The organism is Acinetobacter sp. L-24 (assembly GCF_056857555.1).
Genome location: NZ_JBSXNI010000030.1, coordinates 1 through 18421 on the forward strand (window position 1 = coordinate 1; position 18421 = coordinate 18421).

Sequence of the window (18421 nt, forward strand, 5' to 3'; positions counted from 1 at the left end):
TTTAAATGTGACTTGTTCCATTTTAGAGATTTGTTTAAGATAAGATATAACTCATTGAGATGTGTCATAGTATTCGTCGTTAGAAAACAATTATTGTGACATTATTTCAATGAGTTATCTATTTTTGTCGTGTACAGAGATCGATTATACAAGATTAGATCTTTATATGAAGCCAAAACCAAGACTCAAATCGATATTCAAAATAGCTGTTCTCAATAGATGCACTGAATGAGCCAAATTTCATACCCAATTTTTCCCTTCTATTTTAGTCCTATAGCACTGATTTCATCCTGAAATCTTGGTATAACAAAGCCCCCTGTTTTAAAAAATATTTTTATGAATAATATTAATTTAATTTATAGGTCAATCGTTTACCAATTTTATTTATTACGTAATTAAATTACGTATTGAATAATAATTTAGATCAAGTATGATGAATTAAAACTTCTACACTTGTTCACTCAACATTGAGAATGTTGCTGAACAGGTGCCCCATGTCAGACAAACGGATTTGTCTCTCTCGCTCTAGAATTGTAGCGACCAGTCCGTTAGCTCTGAAAGGAATCGTTAAAAAGATAAGCAATAGGATTGCTTAAAAAAGAAATGAGGACGTTGTATGAATGAATTAGCCAACCCATTAGAACTGTGTGGATTCGAATTTATTGAATTTGTTTCTAAAGATGGTCAGCTAGATGCGGTGTTTGAAACCATTGGGTTCAGCAAAGTGGCAAAGCATAAGTCTAAAAATGCGTATTTATGGCGTCAGGGCAAAATTAATATCATTCTAAATTATCAGCCTGAATCGTATGCAGCTTATTTCTATAAAGAACACGGCCCTTCTGCCTGTGCAATGGGTTTCCGCACCAAGAATGCGGCAAAGGCATTTAAAAAGGCAATAGAAATTGGTGCAGAACCAATTTACAATCAAATTGGCCCGATGGAGCTGAATATCCCAGCAATTAAAGGGATTGGCGGCTCTCCTATTTTCCTCGTCGATTGTGACATTTACCAAAATGACTTCATTTTCTTTGATGATGTACCCTCCCATCCTGTCGGCACAGGTTTATATGAAATCGACCATTTGACCCATAATGTGTATAAAGGCCGTATGCAGTATTGGGCTGATTTCTATGAAAAGATTTTCAACTTCCAAGAAATTCGCTACTTCGATATTAAAGGTGAATATACTGGCCTGACGTCCAAGGCACTCACGGCGCCAGATGGCAAAATCCGTATTCCGCTGAATGAAGATTCGGATAAAGGAAATGGTCAGATTGCCGAGTTCCTGAATGAATTTAACGGTGAAGGCATTCAGCATATTGCCTTCATTTGTGATGACCTGATTAGCACTTGGGACAAACTCAAAGCTTTAGGAGCCAAGTTCATGACACCTCCACCCAATACCTATTATGAAATGCTAAATGAACGTTTGCCTAACCACGGCGAACCTGCTGATGAACTACAAAAACGTGGCATTTTGCTGGATGGCAATACTAAAGACGGTAATAAGCGTCTCCTCTTGCAAATTTTCTCTCAAAATATGCTAGGCCCAGTCTTCTTTGAATTTATTCAGCGTAAAGATGACGACGGTTTTGGTGAAGGCAACTTTAAAGCGCTATTTGAGTCGATTGAACGCGACCAAATTAAACGTGGCGTTTTAGATGTATCTAAAGCTTAAACGATTTCTAGAATTTCCCTGTACATATAGTTTTATGTACAGGGAAATTTAACTTTTGCGCAAAAATTATACTCGTAAAAATTAAAGTCCGCTCCGATGACAATATAAAAATAACTAAACATCATCATGGCTCAGGGCTTTATCTCACATGGATGAAGAATAAAAATGCAGCACATTGAACAAGGAAACCTGAAAAAAGGTTTAAGTAATCGTCATATTCAGCTCATCGCCCTCGGTGGTTCTATCGGCACAGGGTTATTCCTCGGTATTTCACAAACCATCAAACTCGCAGGACCTTCTGTTATTTTAGGCTATGCCATCGCAGGCCTTATAGCCTTTCTTATGATGCGCCAACTCGGTGAAATGATTGTGCATGAACCCGTGAGTGGTTCTTTTAGTCATTTTGCTTATAAATACTGGGGCAAATTTGCGGGCTTTATGTCTGGCTGGAATTATTGGGTACTCAATATTTTAGTGTGTATGGCTGAACTCAGCGCTGTCGGCCTCTATATCCATTACTGGTGGCCTGATATTCCAACGTGGGTTTCTGCTTTGGGTTTATTTATTTTTATTAATGTCATTAATTTACTGCACGTGAAATTATTTGGTGAAATGGAATTCTGGTTAGCCATCATTAAGGTCGTGGCAATTATTGCCATGATTGCTTTTGGTAGTTACTTGCTGGCCAGCGGTAGTGGTCATAGCCAGTCTAGCTTACAAAATTTATGGCAGCTCGGTGGCTTCTTCCCCAATGGTATTACAGGCTTAGTGATGGCTATGGCCATGATTATGTTTGCTTTCGGTGGAATTGAACTGGTGGGCATTGCAGCAGCAGAGACAGATAACCCTCAGAAAACTCTCCCAAAAGCCGTCAATCAAATTGTTTACCGCGTGTTGTTATTTTATATCTTGAGCCTAGTCGTAATTTTGTCGCTTTATCCATGGAATATGATGGCTGAAGGCGGTAGTCCTTTCGTATTGATTTTCGACTCTTTAGGCAGCCAGACCGTGACCGCTGTTTTAAATTTTGTGGTTTTGACTGCGGCTGTTTCTGTCTATAACAGCACCAATTACTGTACCAGCCGAATGCTGCTTGGTCTGGCACAACAAGGCAATGCTCCAAAATTTTTAAGCAAAATTAATCCGCGTGGTATTCCTGTAAATGCCATTATGGTTTCAGCTTTCTTTACTTTAATATGTGTTCTGATTAACTATTTATTTCCTGAAAAAGCATTTAACTTACTCATGATGCTGGTCGTAGCGGCTATTGTGATTAACTGGGTCGTGATTTCTTATACCCATTTAAAGTTTAAAAAAGCTATGAATCGTATGCAGGTAAAAACTCACTTTCCAAGTGTGGCCTATCCATTTACCAATTATTTATGTATTGCCTTCATGGCGTGTATTCTGCTTATTATGAGTCGTAGCCCAGATATGCAAATCGCAGTTCTCATGATTCCAGTCTGGATTACGATTTTACTGACGGCTTACTTCTTTAAACGGAAGCAAGAAGATCATGTTGCGTTGCTTGAAAAAAGTAAAATCACTTCCTTACCAGAAGCGTAATATCGTATTTATCATATTAGGATGTATTCATGTTTCAACATATTGATGCCTATGCAGGTGACCCGATTCTTTCTCTGATGGAGGAATTCAGCAAAGATACGCGCCAGAATAAGGTCAATCTCAGTATCGGACTTTATTATAATGAAGATAATATCGTGCCGCAGCTACAGTCGGTTCAAAAAGCCTATACTCATTTAATTCCTGACTATGACAAAGTCCGAGTCTATTTGCCGATGGATGGGCTCAAGAGCTTTAATCAGGCTGCACAAGAACTCATTTTCGGTCACGCTAGCCCTGCCCGTCAGCAAGGGCGTGTCGTCACCATTCAGACTTTGGGTGGTTCTGGTGCACTCAAAGTGGGTGCAGACTTCTTGAACAAATACTTTCCGCAGTCCGAGATCTGGGTCAGTCAGCCGACTTGGGAAAACCATATTGCGATCTTTAATGGCGCTGGTGTTCAAACCCATTTCTACCCTTATTATGATGCGGACACCCATGCCGTAAATCTAACGGCGATGCTAGATACCTTAAAGCAGCTACCTGCTCAAAGTATCGTACTACTGCATCCTTGCTGTCATAACCCGACAGGTGCAGATCTAGCACCTCATGAATGGGATCAAGTGATTGAGGTTCTAAAAGCAAATGACTTGATTCCTTTCTTGGACATGGCCTATCAAGGTTTTGGTCAAGGATTGGAGCAAGATGCTTATGCAATCCACGCGCTAGATCGGTCTGGTATGAACTTTATTGTCAGCCATTCTTTTTCCAAGATTTTCTCCCTTTATGGCGAGCGCGTTGGTAGCTTGAGCTTTGTCTGTGATGACGCAAACATTACCCAAAATGTATTGGGTCAGCTTAAAGCGACAGTCCGCCGCATTTATTCTAGCCCAGCAGCCAACGGTGCGTTATTGGTGAGTCAGGTATTAAATGACACAGCGTTGTCTCAGCTATGGCAGTCTGAATTAGAAGAAATGCGTCAGCGCATTTTACAGATGCGTCGCTTACTTGAAGACAAACTCAGTCAAGCGCTACCAGATATGGATTTTAGCTATCTGACCCAGCAACAAGGCATGTTTAGTTATACGGGCTTAAGTGCAGAACAGGTCGATTTGCTGAAACAAGATTATGGTATTTATTTAGTCCGCAGCGGCCGTATGTGTACTGCTGGCCTAAATTTAAACAATATTGATTATGTGGCTGAGTCGATGGCAACTGTGCTTAAAGCTGCAAGTTCCACTGAGTCTGTGTTTGCTTAAGATATATCATGCTCACTTAGGCTTCTCACTCTAGGGTTAGAAGCCTTTTTTATCGTTATTTTTCAGAACTTGAATCAAGGCAACCTAAGTCTACGGGTTTCAGCATCACTATCTAGTTCCTAATTTCCTCTTTTCCTTTAGATAGCGTGGCAAAAAAGCAAATATTTCGACTGTCTGCCTCCACAACCCCATAAAAAATCCACCAGAGGGTGGATTTAAAACTTAATTCATCTTTTCAATGTAAGCGATGCTTTTATATGGCAGCAGCTGGATGAAATAAAGCATCGATCTGTCGCTGTACGCCAAGAACATAATCAATTGCCTGCCGCATTTGTCCTTCGGGTAACTGATCTTCTGTGCCAATACAAGTAATGACATGATCCAGTTGCTGCGTGAAATTAAAGACTGGAATACTAATCGCATTGATCCCAGCCATCATATCTCCTGTGACTGAAGCATAACCTTGACTCAGAATTTTCGCTTTCAGTTCTAAAAAATCTTCCCAATTTGCAGGATACTGCTCTGGTTTAGCGCTACTTTCCCATTCTTTTTCCAATAATGGTCTGATGATGTGCTCGGGCTGATAGCAGGCATGCAAGCGCCCTGTCGCAGATTTCAGCAGCGGCATGCGTGAACCAACTCGAGTAATAATATTAAAGACATGGTTAGATTCTAGAGACTGAACTACGACCGCGCCATCGGCGAACCATTTACTCACATGAATACTGCAATTCAGATGTTGCTGAATGTCCTGAATATAACGCTGGCTTAATTCCAACATATCTGTTCGTTTGAGTGCATTCACCCCAAAAGCATGTGCACGCTCACCTAAACTATAACGCCCATCCGTTAATTGCTGAGCATAGCCTTTACGAATCAAGCTCACTACATAACGGTGTACTTTAGCTGGATGCATGGATAAAACTTCGGACAGCTCTTTTAACATCATCGGTGCATTATGTGCGGTTAATGCATCTAATACGGTTAATCCAACTTCCAGAGACTGAACCCCTCCCTGTATTTTTTCTTCCTCAACACTCATCGCTTTACCCTGCATAGCTGCATTAGTTGTCATAACTCCATTGGTGAATTGTACTACTTAAATCAAAAATGTGAGCCATCTAAACCTGACTCTCTCATTCAGAGTAGTATAGCTCAACAATTTACACTATTCATAAATAAATTATTTATTGCGTAATTTTAAAATATAAGTATGATTCTATCTAGAACTTAAATTTTCCACGGAAAGGATCAATATCCATGAGCAAACGCTTGAAGTCATTTGTTGAAATTGCTGCACATTCAGATTTCCCACTAGAAAACCTACCTTATGGCATTTTTAGTGAAAAACACAATTCGCAGCCTCGTGCTGGCGTAGCACTGGGAGAATGGGTAATTGATCTGGCGGTACTAGAAGCGCATGGTTATTGCAAAGTGGCAGATGGCAAACTGCTCTTTAATCAGCCGACACTGAATATGTTTATTGAATCAGGTAAAACCAATTGGTCTAAAGTCCGCGCAGAATTACAAGCTTTGTTGTCTGCAGATAATCCTGATCTTCGTGATAATCAGACCCTGCGTGATCAGGTTTTCTTCAAACAATCAGATGTCAAAATGCATATACCTGTACACATCTCAGGCTATACCGATTTCTATTCATCTAAAGAACATGCCACCAATGTCGGTTGCATGTTCCGTGACCCGAAAAATGCGCTGCTGCCCAACTGGTCAGAACTCCCTGTTGGTTATAACGGTCGTGCCAGCTCAGTCATTGTGAGCGGCACTGACATTGTCCGTCCATCAGGACAAATCAAGCTGCCAGATTCAGAACGTCCTGTATTTTCTGCTTGTCGTAAACTCGACTTTGAACTGGAAACTGGTTTTATCGTAGGCAAGTCAAGTCAGCTGGGTCAACCTGTTCCAATTGAAAACGCTTGGGATCATATTTTCGGTATGGTGCTGTTTAATGACTGGTCTGCTCGTGACTTGCAGCAATGGGAATATGTGCCACTTGGCCCGTTTAATGCCAAAACTTTTGCGTCATCTATTTCACCTTGGATTGTGACGCTGGAAGCACTTGAGCCATTTAAAACCAGTTCTCCTGAACAAGAGCCGAAACCTTTGGCTTATCTGCGTGAAGACAACAGCAGCAATAGTTATGACATTCATCTTTCGGTTGAAATTCAGCCTGAGAATGACGACAAAAGTGATGTGATCTGCAAAACCAACTTTAAATATATGTACTGGTCCATGGCTCAGCAGCTGACACACCATACGATTGCGGGCTGTAACTTGCAGGTCGGTGATTTGATGGGTTCAGGGACCATTTCAGGACCAACCCCAGATTCTTATGGTTCATTACTCGAAATCACATGGAATGCCACCAAACCTTTAACGCTATCAAATGGCGAACAGCGTAACTTCATTCAAGACGGTGATACCGTCATTATGAAAGGCTATTGTGAAAAAGATGATTTGCGGCTTGGTTTTGGTGAAGTCAGCGGCAAAATTCTGCCAGCAATGGATTTTGGTTTTACCCAATAATTGCAGACTAGGATCTTGCCCATGAAACTGTATACCTATTTTCGTAGTTCTGCGACTTACCGAGTTCGTATTGGCCTGAATTTAAAAGGTCTGGCCGCTGAACACGTACCTGTGCATTTAGTCAATAATGGCGGTGAACAGCATAGTGAAAGCTACAGTCAAATCAATCCTAGTGAGCTGGTGCCCGCATGGGCAGAGCAAGATTTTGTTCTGACTCAATCGCTAAGCATTCTTGAATATTTAGAAGATAAATTCCCAGACACGGCCCTGCTCCCTCAAGACTTGCAGCAGCGTGCTTTGATCCGTGCATTTAGTTTAAGTATCGCCTGCGACATCCATCCGCTCAACAACCTACGGGTACTTCAGTACCTGACGAGTACATTGGAAATAAGTGATGCGCAGAAAACGGCTTGGTATAAACATTGGGTTTTAACGGGCTTTAAAGCCCTTGAAGCACAACTGGAACAGTCAAATGGAAAATTCTGTTTTGGCAATCAGCCGACCCTCGCGGATTGCTGCCTGATTCCACAAGTCTATAACGCTCTACGTTTTAATCTTGATTTATCCGATTATCCAAAAATTTGTTCGATCTATACCCATTGCAACAGTTTAGAGGCTTTTCAACACGCTGCACCTGAAATGCAACCTGAAGCCGCTTAAGTTTTTTATAAGGATATAAAAATGACCATTCAAATTGAAAAAATCCACCATGTGGCCTACCGTTGTAAAGATGCCAAAGAAACGGTGGAATGGTACAAAAAAAACCTAAATATGGATTTCATTCTCGCCTTTGCTGAAGACCATGTACCTTCAACCAAAGCCTTTGATCCCTATATGCACCTATTCCTAAACGCAGGAAACGGCAATGTGTTGGCTTTCTTTGAACTGCCAACCCAGCCTGAAATGGGCCGCGATGAAAACACCCCAAAATGGGTGCAGCACATTGCACTCAAAGTCAAAGACCGTCAGGCACTGATTGATGCTAAAGAACACCTAGAAGCCAATGGTATAGAGGTCTTGGGCATTACCAATCATGGTATTTTCCACTCAATTTATTTCTTTGATCCAAATGGCCACCGTTTGGAACTGGCCTATGACGATGAAAAAGCGCCACAAAAAATTGCCATGATTACAGAACAAATGAAATATGACATGCTGGAAGAATGGAGCAAAACCAAACGCGCCCCGCAGCATACGCATTTCCTACATGCAGATGAACTAAGTCATAACTCTCGTACCGCCAAAATAGATGCATAAATTTGGCGAAAGTTGTGCTGATCGCGAATGCCTTTAGAAGTAACCTCAACGATGATTAAAAAAAGTCAAAGCAGCTTCGGCTGCTTTTTCTGATATAAACAGGCAGCTATTCTTATTTTAATTAGAAACTTAGAGTACCTTAAATCTCCTATCAATCATCAATAATTGCTTTCCATTTGCTTCACGGCGAATCCTATTTCCATCATCATCCGTATCGAATCAAATCGAATTGTTCATGCATGAAACCTATCTACGCATCCCTTTAAACTTATAGGTTTAAGCACCAGTCAAATAGGCAGCAATTTCATCAGCCGCAGCTCTTGCTGTTCTGGACACTCCAATTAAAGTCGCCGATGCCATGCCTGTCCACTCACCATAGCCAACCAACCATAAATTATTTACTTTCATTGAACGCCCATTATGAACAGCAACCGTTTGATCAGGCTCTACCACACCAAGACCTCTTAAATGATTAAGTGCAGGGTTAAATCCTGTACACCAAATGACAGCATCTACGGCTTGTGTTGTACCATCCGCCCAAACAACTGAATGTTCTTCAAATGCGTTAAACGGTTCTCGGCTATGTAATACGCCACGTTCACGGGCCTCTTTGACAGTGTCTATCATGACAATATCTCCCAAGCCACCTGCGAGTTGTTCCAAACTCCGACCTTCCTGTTGTGCTTTTAAACGCTCCGTTGCACGAAGAAACAAGACTCGCCCATCCACATCATCCGATAAAAATGCTGGTGCTGTCGTCGTGACCCAAGTCGTTTCTGCCACTTTTGAAACTTCAGCAAGAATTTGTGCGCCTGAGTTTCCGCCCCCCACCACGATGACTTTCTTGTTTTTAAAAGGCGCTGCATTCATATAGTCCGCTGAATGAAGCTGTATTCCTTTAAATTTTTCACGTCCAATATCATTAGGAATATGAGGCTTGCTCCATGTACCTGTTGCACTGACCACAGCCTTTGCCCGCCAATATTGATCTCCAGCATACACATCTAAATAGTCATCTTCTTGTTCAATATGATCGACATGGACTGGCCGAATGGTCGGAAATTGATAGCGTTGCTCGTATGCCGACAAATACTCGATCACTTCATTTCGCGTTGGGTAGGTGCGTTCAGTCGTTGGCATCATCCAACCTGACAACGAACTCCATGTATGCGGTGAAAAAAGACATAGCGACTGCCAAGCATGCAGCCATGCACCGCCAGCTTGCGATTGATCATCTAAAATCACAAATGGCACTTTTTTACGTTTGAGGAAATACGCTGTAGCAAGTGCCGACTGACCACCACCGATGATAACCACATCAACTTCTGCTTTTAGTTGAGCCAAAGCCACTCTCCCATTTGCTATAGTTAAGCCATATTCAAAATTAAAAAGCCCAGTCTATGCAACAGGCTGAGCGAATTTTACAAATTGATCAACTCTGTAATTGGGCTTTTCAATTGCTCAAGCTGCTTTTCAACATCTTTGATCATCTAAAGTTTATAAGCTACGTTGATTGACACGCTTAGATAATTCTTCTGCCGACTCTTTTCGCTCTGAATAACGGTCTGTGAGGTACTGACTTTGCCCACGCGTCAGTAGCGTGAATTTATACAGCTCCTCCATGACATCGACAATTCGATCATAAAAGGCTGAAGGTTTCATCCTGCCGTCTTCTTCAAACTCTAAAAAAGCTTTGGGAATAGACGATTGGTTTGGAATGGTGATCATACGCATCCAACGACCTAAAATACGCATCTGGTTTAAGCTATTAAAAGACTGTGAACCACCACTGACTTGCATGAGCGCCAAAGTCTTGCCTTGGGTTGCACGAATAGCACCACCTGCCAGTGGAATCCAGTCAATTTGCGATTTGAAAATTGAACTCATTGAGCCATGGCGTTCCGGCGAGCACCACACCATGCCCTCTGACCATGCCAAAAGTTCATGTAGTTGTTTGGCTTTTGGATGTTCCATATCCGCATCTTCAGGTAAGGGCAAGCCCTTAGGATGAAAAATTTTTACTTCAGCGCCAAACTGCTCCAAGATACGACCAGCTTCCATCACCGCCAATCGGCTGTATGAGCGCTCACGGTTTGAACCATACAGCATCAAAATACGGGGTGGATGATCTAGCACTTTAGCTTGTACTTTTTCTAAAGTCGGTTGATCCAAAAGATTCATATCTACATTTGGGAGAGTCATAGAAATTACACCTCTTCTTTAAAAAACTTTTTTCTAAGCCACAATGACACACTGACTAAAGCAATCAACACTGGTACTTCAACCAGTGGACCAATTACAGTAGTAAACGCCACAGGTGAAGCTAAACCAAAAGTTGCAATGGCTACAGCCAGCGCCAATTCAAAATTATTTCCCGCAGCAGTAAAAGAAATTGCTGTGGTTTTAGGATAGTCATTCCCCATCCATTTGCTCATGAAGAAGCTGATGAAGAACATCACGATAAAGTAGATTGTCAATGGAATCGCAATACGCAAGACATCGAGTGGCAAGCTCACTACATCGTTTCCTTTAAGGCTAAACATCGCCACAATCGTAAACAATAAAGCCAGCAAACTCAGTGGGCTAATCTTGGGTAAAAAGGTATTTTGATACCAAGCCAAACCTTTAGCACGAACCAAAATAAATCGGGTCATAAAGCCAAGAAAAAATGGAATCCCTAAATACACCAATACCGCATGGGTAATGGTCCAGAAATCGACATTGATCACCTGTCCTGCAATACCGAAATAAGGCGGTAAAAAGGTCAAGAAGAGCCAAGCATAAGTACTGAAGAATAAAATCTGGAAGATACTGTTAAAGGCCACCAATGCAGCAACATATTGGTTATCCCCACAGGCCAAACCGTTCCACACCAAGACCATCGCAATACAGCGTGCTAAACCAATCAAGATCAAGCCGGTCATATATTCAGGATAGCTATGTAAAAAAATGATGGCTAAGGCAAACATCAAAACAGGTGCAATAAGCCAGTTTTGTACTAAGGAGAGTGTCAGCGTTTTCTTATCTTTAAACACCTGTGGCAAAGCAGCATAGTCCACTTTTGCCAAAGGTGGATACATCATCAAAATCAAACCGATCGCAATCGGAATATTGACTGAATCCACACTCATTTTATCCAAAGCCACCGAGGCTTGCGGAAAGAACACACCAATCGCAATGCCCAATGCCATGGCAATAAAAATCCATAGCGTGAGGTTACGATCTAGAAAGGATAATCTTTGTTGAGCCATGATGATCTCATTCAATATGCGAAATTTGATTGATCGCGGCTATCAACTCAGGACGAGACATATGCGCTGTATCGAGTGCCAATAAAGCGTCTAAGCGTCGGTTGATATGATCAACGGTGACTTGGAAGGCTTTGAGTTTTTCTTCTTTCGGTAAATCCAAGTGTGATGGATCTGCTAAACCCCAATGTGCTTTGATTGCACCACCTAAATAGAGCGGACATGCTTCCTGAGCGGCTGAATCACAAACCGTAATCACCACATCAGGTTGGAATTGTTCGCAGTCATCAATGGTCTTACTCCACAAACCTTCGGTTGAAAGACCTAAGTTTTCCAGAGTTTCAATGGTCAATGGATGTACCTGTCCAGATGGCTTGCTACCTGCACTGTATGCTTTCCAACCCTCTGGGGCACGACTATTAAACAGCACTTCTGACAGGATGCTACGGCAACTATTTCCAGTACACAAAAAAAGGAATTTCATATTGTTCTACTCGCAATAACTATTGATTTGTTGAAATGATGGAGCAACTTTTGGCTGTAAATCAGCATTTTTAAGGGTGTTAAGTACGTCTATACACCAAGTAGGTAAATTGGGATTGAGACTGTAATAGACCCATTGTCCTTGACGTCGATCTTGTAAAAGACCAGAAGAGCGTAATAAGGCTAAATGCCGTGAAATCTTGGGTTGGCTGAGTTGTAGTTTTTCAGTCAAATCACAAACACACTGTTCATTATTTCCAAGAACCAACATGACGATGTTGAATCGCGTTTCATCAGCCAAACATTTAAAGAAATTGATTTGATCCATACTTTCACTCACTCTGACATATGGATATATCAATATTCACATATATCCATGAAATTTTTATTTCAAACGTAACCCATTTGCATCAAGCACTTGTTCACCATCCTCTTTAGTGAAAGCACCCTTTTGTGGGAGTGGCAGAATTTCTAAAACCAGTTCTGACGGACGACTTAAACGAGTTCCTAGTTCAGTCACCACGAATGGGCGGTTAATCAAAATTGGATACTGAAGCATAAAGTTAAGCAATTGATCTTCAGTCCAATCCTCTTGATCAATTCCTAATTCTGTATATGGAGCAACATTTTTACGAATCGCTTCTCTCACCGTTAAACCTGCATCCGCGATCATTTGAATCAGTTCATTTTTAGATGGAGGTGTTACAAGGTACTCAATCACTTCAGGTTCAATATTGGCATTACGGATTAACGCCAATGTATTACGTGATGTACCACATTCAGGGTTGTGATAAATCTTAACTTTTGGAGTAGCAGACATTTGCTCAAACTCAATTGAATCTTTATATATACTTATATATGAATAATCATATATATGCAACTCCATATTTAAAGAATATAAAATGATCTTTTTTGAATATATAGTGATCGAATGAGCGTGTTAAAATTAGATAAAACCCAAGATTTAGAGGTCAAGCTATGGAAACAGTCATGATTACTTTGATCTTAGTTATTATTTTGATTTTACTTGTCATATTCTATAAAAAGAAAAAATAAACCATGGCTTTTGGGTTTACGAATAGACTCAGTAATGCCCGCCCAATTAATCGGTAACAAGGTAAGACAGCTTTTCGCTCTCTTCTTAGCTTAGGAATTTCTGAATTATAGCCCATAAAATCAGCAACGACCTCTAACGCTTTAATACAGCGTTAGAGGGATAATGATCTCAAGATTGTATTGCTTCGGCTGTCTATTTTGCCGTATTAGGCACCATCACCAGCCCAAACCATATCCACTTTTTTTAAGCATTGCTTAATGCACTGGCTAAATCACCAGTGCCCTTCAAGTCAGACACCTGTCCCTCCAAAGGCTGACTAAATTCAATACGCTGAATCTTTGCTGCCCGCTCTGCGGAGAACACTGGGATTTGACTCATCGCAAATTCAGACAGTGCGGTAATGGTCAGTGAGGGATTCACACCTAAATTTCCAGGTACAATCGAACCATCTAATACGCGTAAATTTTGATAACCAAAGACTTGACCAGTGAAGTCCACAACGCCATTCGACTTGTCATTACCCATCGCGACACCACTCATAATATGTGCTGTCGTTGGCGTTCCCAGTAGAATTTCAGTAAGTGCAGAACCTGGCTCTCCACCCAACTTTTGTGCAATCATTTTAGTGGCTTCTTCAGCCGCAGGGAATGAAACTGTGAGTGGCGTATCCCCTTCTTTTTGCACGGCAGTAATACTATTCTGGAACAGTCGATACCACTTTCTACGCCATTCAAAATGAATGAATGCTTCAGACTTTTGCATTACCAATAAAATAATAGAGTCTTTGGCTTTACCCTTATAACGCAGTACTTTAAAGGTTTTTAAGGGATGCAACAGTGTAGTGAACACAAACTTCGTAAAGCGCATAAAGCCCTGACCAGTCACCATAGGCACGTATGGAATATAAATCCATGAAGCATCCGCACCTTCAGGGAAACGTGTGACCTCGATATTGGTATCTGCATCGACTGAAATAAAGGAGCTGATAGCCACACCATCATCCAGTTTTTTACCAGTATTGTTCACTGTGGTCAGGGTTTCCGAGTTCGTCCGAACTTCCTGTCCCAGCAATGAAGAAATATTGGGTAAAGTTTTATGCTGATCACGCATTTTTAACAACATCGGTACCGTACCCATTACACCCGCAGATAACACCACCCCACGACTGCGCAAACTATACTGACGAACATTCTTTCCTAAAGTTTCTTTGACTATTACTTCGTAACCTGCGCTACCATCTTCATTCAGTGGTGTAATTTTCACCACTTCAGAACTTGGACGAATTTCAACGCCATTACGCTCAGAAAAATACAGGTAATTTTTCATCAGGGTATTTTTGGCATTATTACGACAGCCCAACATACAAGCGCCACAATAAATACAGGAGTTACGATCTGGCCCCTCTCCATTGAAATACGGATCTTTCGCTAATTGTCCTTCTTGACCAGCTACTTGCGAAAAGAAGACCCCCGTATTCACCGTTTTAAATGAATTTGCATATCCAATTTCACTCGCAACTTCTTTTAACGTTTCGTCTGCAATATTGGTATAAGTATTATTCGCTGTACCCAACATACGTTGAGCGAGACCATAAAACGGCTTTAAGGTTTCTTTCCAGTCTTTACGAATCTTGGTCCATGCCTCAGACTCAAAAACAGCATCAGGTGGAATTAAATGTACATTGGCATAAATTTGTGAGCCCCCACCGACGCCCACCCCATGCAAAATGGTGGTTTTACTGGTGAAAGTAAATTGCATCGTACCTCTGAATCCCAGTTCAGGCCGCCACAAATAGTTTTTGGTGTCTAAATTTGTAGTTGGAAAATCCTTGTCTTCACGGCGTAATCCTTTCTCCAAAATCAGGACTTTATAGCCCTTTTCACTAAGGCGTAAAGCACTGACCGATCCACCAAAGCCTGAGCCAATCACGATTTGATCAAAATCAAAATCTTTATTATTCATCCTATTAACTCCTTTAATAGTTTTATTTTTCTGTTTTTAAATACACTAATTCCTTCACTTCAAAATATCCATCTTGAAGTGAAAAGTGATGTTGAGGTTTTTAAATTTAAGCGCTTATGACTTCATCCGAATCAATAAATTCAACAGCCAATTGGCAAATTTTCCGTAAGGCGGCGCGAGAAACTTCAAGCTCGAAAAACCCGCCTGATAAAACACAGGACGCATTTTGGAAAAAGTCAAAAAGCCTTCATAGCCATGATAATGCCCCATCCCGCTGGCACCGACCCCACCAAATGGCAAGTCATGCTGCCCGACATGAAATAAGGCATCATTGACCGAAACCCCGCCCGACATAACTCGGCTGATATAAAATTCGACTGAGCTTTTATTATTGCTAAATGGATAAAAGGCCAATGGACGATCACGCTGCACAATATAGTCCACTACCTCTTCAGGCTTCTGGTAGGTTTTGACCATCAAGATCGGACCAAAGGTTTCACGCGTATCAATTTCCATCTCATCATTGCTGTTCAACACCAAAGTCAGTGGAAATTTTCGTGTCGCAGCATCTGGCTCTTGCTGATTTAAATTAATCAAACTTGCCCCTTTGGCTTCAGCATCTGCCAAGCTATGCACTAAGCGCTGAAATGCGCGCTCATCAATCACAGAAGTATAATCTTTGCTATGAATATCAGGCACATGTTCCTGAACCCACGCTGCCGCGGCTTGAATAAATGCTTGTAACTTCGACTCATGCACAAATAAATAATCGACATTGGTACAAATTTGTCCCGCATTAAACTGTTTCACAAACATAATGCGTTCTACAGCTTTATCGATGGGGTATTCAGGGTCAATCACCGCAGGAGATTTACCACCCAGCTCCAAAGTCACTGGCGTCAAGTTTGGTGCAGCAGCAGCCATGACTTTACGCCCTGTCGCACCAGAGCCAGTAAACATCAGGTGGTCAAACGGCAATTTTGAAAATGCGATGCCTACTTCACCCGTCTCATCGAAAATCTGTAATTTTTCCGCTTTAAAGTATTTGGGGCTTAACTCCATCAGCAATTCGGCCAAATGTCTTGAATTTTCAGACATTTTAACCATAGCGGTATTTCCCGCAGCAAACACGGCCGACAACTGTGAAAACATCAAATTGATGGGGAAATTCCACGGCACAATAATTCCAATCACGCCCAGTGGCTGAGGAATCACACGGTTCTTCGCACCAAAATACAGGCTATGATCGACATGTCGTTTTTGTACTTTCGTCCATTGCTTCAAATGTTTGATGCTGCCGTTAATGTCATCCGTGACAGTAATAATTTCTGCCAATAAGGTTTCATGGCGTGAACGATTGCCATAATCACGATTCAAGGCGTCAATAATTGCTTCACGGTGATCGTTAATCAGTGCTTTTAAATTCAGTAAATGTTGCTTGCGTTGTGCAATCGTTTCAATGCCTTGCTGATGAAAGCTTTTGCGCTGTAATTGAAAACAATCGTGCAATGTCTGTTCTATCACTGTTTGCTCGATATGAGACTGAACCGTAAGTTGCATATGCTTTTCCTTTCACGGCTAAAATGGTGATTCAATACTTCTTTTCTATGTTGGTTGAGATAATCTCTTATCCTACTTTAACAAATGGCTTGAATTATGCTTGACTTTTTAGGACACTAAATTGATCTTTTAGGACAACACGGAATGTTGTGATGGGAAGTTATATTCGTGCAGCCAGCCTCGGCGGTTTTGAAGACTTAGTCCGTAGTTATGGCATCAACCCTATAGAAATCTTGAAAGAGATCGGGATTTTACCTGCTTTACTCCGTGATCCAGATTCATTTATTCATTATGATCATTATTTAAATTTATTGGAAAAAGCGGCCTTAGCTTGTCAGGATGATTGCTTCGGTTTAAAACTCGGTGCACTCCAAAATATTAGCACAATCGGTTTGATTGGCGTCTATATGTCCCGACAAATGACCATACTTGAAGCCTTAAGCGTGGCGCAAAAATATGTCTATTTACATGCTGAAGGCATTGTCTTCCACGTCTCGCAACATAATGCTCTGCTCTGTAAGCTGAACTTTGTGCGTTTAAGTGAATACAACACCGATGTACCACAAAAATCACAACTGGCCATTTGCCTTGTCGCGAATATTTTAAAAGATTTGATTGGCCCGCAGTGGCATGCAGAAAAAATTTGCTTCAAGCAAAAAGCACCACAAAAAGGTCCTCAAACTTTCCAAGCACATTTTTCATGTCAAGTAGAGTTTGAAACCGATGAAGATGCACTTTATTTTCCGGCAAGCTTTTTAAGCTATAAACCCTATAATTTTAATGAAGATGCCATTAATCAACTAATCGTACAACAGCTTGAAACACAAAGCAGCACCAAAACTGAAGACAATACCGCACTGATAGAGAGTTCAGTCCGCATGCTGATGGCGACAGGAGACTGCAGCATTGAAAATATCGCACTCTGTATGGGCATGCATCCGAAAAAGCTTCAGCGCGCTTTAAAAATGCAAGGAACAAGCTATCGAGATATACTCGAAAATGTCCGAAAAAAAGAAGCACTGCGTATGCTTGATGCAGGCAATGTGAATTTGACGGATATTGCTCTACAGTTGGGCTATGCAGAGTTATCTATTTTTAGTCGCAACTTTAAAAGTTGGTTTGGCGTTCCTCCAACCGAGTTAAGAGACAAAAGTCGAAGCCATATTGTATGACTTCTGGTTTTGCTACTTTGTTCAATAATGAGCATACCTCTGAGTTTCAAGATCAAACCAAATGGCAATATTTCCACGATTAATGAGAACTCGGTTATATGAGGAGCAATTGCTTGTACGGTCAATTTTAGGTGCTGGCTTCTTCATTCGGAAATTATATTGCTAAAGATGGCTTTAAGAATAGGTTTGTACAACAAAGCCCATCCTTCTAATCATTTATGGTTCACAGTAGAGCGATAGCGAACTAAAACTCTAAATTTTTTAATAAATTATGCTTTTAACGGTATAACAAAACGATAACTTATTTAAGCCAAGATAGAGTGCTGATTACACCGCTTAATGACCATCTGTCTTCATTCATCTATATTTAAAACTAAGGATTTTTGCTCTTAATATTTGATTCAACTTTTATATATTTTTTCTCTGTACACGACAAAAATAGATAACTCATTGAAATAATGTCACAATAATTGTTTTCTAACGACGAATACTATGATACATCTCAATGAGTTATATCTTATCTTAAACAAATCTCTAAAATGGAACAAGTCACATTTAAAGTGCTTTGCGCTCATCATGCTTGTGATTATTTTAAAGCAAACATGTAATCTTTCTTCTGCATCTAAAGCCTTGCCCAT

Annotated in this window: 16 protein-coding genes and 2 pseudogenes; 8 read left to right on the forward strand and 10 right to left on the reverse strand. The window is 41.0% G+C overall.

The window, feature by feature from the left end:
- Positions 1-616: 616 nt before the first annotated feature.
- From hppD to AC13CK_RS03535, 3 genes are all read left to right on the forward strand, one after another.
- Positions 617-1678 carry a 4-hydroxyphenylpyruvate dioxygenase gene (gene hppD / locus AC13CK_RS03525; protein WP_005005966.1) on the forward strand — a complete coding sequence of 354 codons (1062 nt, stop codon included), beginning with the start codon at positions 617-619 and terminating at the stop codon, positions 1676-1678.
- Positions 1679-1843: 165 nt separating this feature from the next.
- Positions 1844-3244, forward strand: coding sequence for an amino acid permease (locus AC13CK_RS03530; protein WP_005005964.1), 1401 nt, complete (start codon positions 1844-1846; stop codon positions 3242-3244).
- A 29-nt stretch (positions 3245-3273) separates the two neighbouring features.
- The gene (locus tag AC13CK_RS03535) at positions 3274-4500 is read left to right on the forward strand and encodes an amino acid aminotransferase (RefSeq protein WP_005005963.1); all 1227 of its coding nucleotides are present in this window, start codon (positions 3274-3276) and stop codon (positions 4498-4500) included.
- 253 nt (positions 4501-4753) lie between these two features.
- Here the strand turns inward: AC13CK_RS03535 and AC13CK_RS03540 are convergent, their stop codons facing one another.
- Positions 4754-5575 carry an IclR family transcriptional regulator gene (locus AC13CK_RS03540; RefSeq protein ID WP_005005960.1) on the reverse strand — a complete coding sequence of 274 codons (822 nt, stop codon included), beginning with the start codon at positions 5573-5575 and terminating at the stop codon, positions 4754-4756.
- A 185-nt stretch (positions 5576-5760) separates the two neighbouring features.
- Here AC13CK_RS03540 and fahA point away from each other — a divergent pair, with 185 nt between their 5' ends.
- The 3 genes from fahA to AC13CK_RS03555 are packed head-to-tail and all read left to right on the forward strand — an operon-like array spanning position 5761 to position 8301.
- Complete coding sequence (fahA, locus tag AC13CK_RS03545; protein WP_482830943.1) at positions 5761-7044, forward strand: fumarylacetoacetase; 1284 nt, start codon at positions 5761-5763, stop codon at positions 7042-7044.
- 21 nt (positions 7045-7065) lie between these two features.
- A complete protein-coding gene (gene maiA / locus AC13CK_RS03550; RefSeq protein WP_482830944.1) occupies positions 7066-7704 on the forward strand; it encodes a maleylacetoacetate isomerase in 639 nt (212 codons plus the stop codon).
- Positions 7705-7725: 21 nt separating this feature from the next.
- Entirely contained in the window at positions 7726-8301 is a 576-nt protein-coding gene (locus AC13CK_RS03555) for a VOC family protein (protein ID WP_004694629.1), read from the forward strand.
- A gap of 276 nt (positions 8302-8577) precedes the next feature.
- Here AC13CK_RS03555 and AC13CK_RS03560 read toward each other — a convergent pair whose 3' ends face one another.
- The 8 genes from AC13CK_RS03560 to AC13CK_RS03595 all read right to left on the reverse strand — a co-directional run bounded on the left by AC13CK_RS03560 (position 8578) and on the right by AC13CK_RS03595 (position 16611).
- On the reverse strand, positions 8578-9645 hold the full coding sequence (locus AC13CK_RS03560; protein WP_482830945.1) for an ArsO family NAD(P)H-dependent flavin-containing monooxygenase: 1068 nt from the start codon (positions 9643-9645) through the stop codon (positions 8578-8580).
- Between the two features lie 153 nt (positions 9646-9798).
- Positions 9799-10503 carry an arsenical resistance protein ArsH gene (arsH, locus tag AC13CK_RS03565; RefSeq protein ID WP_005005950.1) on the reverse strand — a complete coding sequence of 235 codons (705 nt, stop codon included), beginning with the start codon at positions 10501-10503 and terminating at the stop codon, positions 9799-9801.
- Between the two features lie 5 nt (positions 10504-10508).
- A complete protein-coding gene (arsB, locus tag AC13CK_RS03570; protein WP_005005948.1) occupies positions 10509-11552 on the reverse strand; it encodes an ACR3 family arsenite efflux transporter in 1044 nt (347 codons plus the stop codon).
- Between the two features lie 7 nt (positions 11553-11559).
- Positions 11560-12033, reverse strand: a complete 474-nt coding sequence (locus AC13CK_RS03575; RefSeq protein ID WP_005005946.1) for an arsenate reductase ArsC — start codon at positions 12031-12033, stop codon at positions 11560-11562.
- Positions 12034-12039: 6 nt separating this feature from the next.
- Positions 12040-12360, reverse strand: coding sequence for a metalloregulator ArsR/SmtB family transcription factor (locus AC13CK_RS03580; protein WP_004981310.1), 321 nt, complete (start codon positions 12358-12360; stop codon positions 12040-12042).
- Positions 12361-12417: 57 nt separating this feature from the next.
- Positions 12418-12852: an arsenate reductase (glutaredoxin) gene (arsC, locus tag AC13CK_RS03585; RefSeq protein WP_005005940.1), complete on the reverse strand. Its 435-nt coding sequence runs from the start codon at positions 12850-12852 to the stop codon at positions 12418-12420.
- Positions 12853-13332: 480 nt separating this feature from the next.
- Positions 13333-15051, reverse strand: coding sequence for a GMC oxidoreductase (locus tag AC13CK_RS03590; RefSeq protein ID WP_019383643.1), 1719 nt, complete (start codon positions 15049-15051; stop codon positions 13333-13335).
- Between the two features lie 114 nt (positions 15052-15165).
- Complete coding sequence (locus tag AC13CK_RS03595) at positions 15166-16611, reverse strand: coniferyl aldehyde dehydrogenase (RefSeq protein WP_005005936.1); 1446 nt, start codon at positions 16609-16611, stop codon at positions 15166-15168.
- Positions 16612-16763: 152 nt separating this feature from the next.
- Here AC13CK_RS03595 and AC13CK_RS03600 point away from each other — a divergent pair, with 152 nt between their 5' ends.
- Positions 16764-17783: an AraC family transcriptional regulator gene (locus AC13CK_RS03600; protein WP_482830946.1), complete on the forward strand. Its 1020-nt coding sequence runs from the start codon at positions 16764-16766 to the stop codon at positions 17781-17783.
- Between the two features lie 30 nt (positions 17784-17813).
- Here the strand turns inward: AC13CK_RS03600 and AC13CK_RS03605 are convergent.
- Positions 17814-17930, reverse strand: a pseudogene (locus AC13CK_RS03605) (IS5/IS1182 family transposase); the annotation flags it as partial.
- A 345-nt stretch (positions 17931-18275) separates the two neighbouring features.
- Between AC13CK_RS03605 and AC13CK_RS03610 the strand changes: the two are divergent.
- Positions 18276-18421, forward strand: a pseudogene (locus AC13CK_RS03610) (IS4-like element ISAba33 family transposase); the annotation flags it as partial.

Excerpts from the sequence above, each read along its gene's own strand:
- hppD (WP_005005966.1), top strand. The coding sequence starts at position 617 with ATGAATGAATTAGCCAACCCATTAGAACTGTGTGGATTCGAATTTATT.
- AC13CK_RS03530 (WP_005005964.1), top strand. The coding sequence starts at position 1,844 with ATGCAGCACATTGAACAAGGAAACCTGAAAAAAGGTTTAAGTAATCGT.
- AC13CK_RS03535 (WP_005005963.1), top strand. The coding sequence starts at position 3,274 with ATGTTTCAACATATTGATGCCTATGCAGGTGACCCGATTCTTTCTCTG.
- AC13CK_RS03540 (WP_005005960.1), bottom strand. The coding sequence starts at position 5,575 with ATGACAACTAATGCAGCTATGCAGGGTAAAGCGATGAGTGTTGAGGAA.
- fahA (WP_482830943.1), top strand. The coding sequence starts at position 5,761 with ATGAGCAAACGCTTGAAGTCATTTGTTGAAATTGCTGCACATTCAGAT.
- maiA (WP_482830944.1), top strand. The coding sequence starts at position 7,066 with ATGAAACTGTATACCTATTTTCGTAGTTCTGCGACTTACCGAGTTCGT.
- AC13CK_RS03555 (WP_004694629.1), top strand. The coding sequence starts at position 7,726 with ATGACCATTCAAATTGAAAAAATCCACCATGTGGCCTACCGTTGTAAA.
- arsH (WP_005005950.1), bottom strand. The coding sequence starts at position 10,503 with ATGACTCTCCCAAATGTAGATATGAATCTTTTGGATCAACCGACTTTA.
- arsB (WP_005005948.1), bottom strand. The coding sequence starts at position 11,552 with ATGGCTCAACAAAGATTATCCTTTCTAGATCGTAACCTCACGCTATGG.
- AC13CK_RS03575 (WP_005005946.1), bottom strand. The coding sequence starts at position 12,033 with ATGAAATTCCTTTTTTTGTGTACTGGAAATAGTTGCCGTAGCATCCTG.
- AC13CK_RS03580 (WP_004981310.1), bottom strand. The coding sequence starts at position 12,360 with ATGGATCAAATCAATTTCTTTAAATGTTTGGCTGATGAAACGCGATTC.
- arsC (WP_005005940.1), bottom strand. The coding sequence starts at position 12,852 with ATGTCTGCTACTCCAAAAGTTAAGATTTATCACAACCCTGAATGTGGT.
- AC13CK_RS03590 (WP_019383643.1), bottom strand. The coding sequence starts at position 15,051 with ATGAATAATAAAGATTTTGATTTTGATCAAATCGTGATTGGCTCAGGC.
- AC13CK_RS03595 (WP_005005936.1), bottom strand. The coding sequence starts at position 16,611 with ATGCAACTTACGGTTCAGTCTCATATCGAGCAAACAGTGATAGAACAG.
- AC13CK_RS03600 (WP_482830946.1), top strand. The coding sequence starts at position 16,764 with ATGGGAAGTTATATTCGTGCAGCCAGCCTCGGCGGTTTTGAAGACTTA.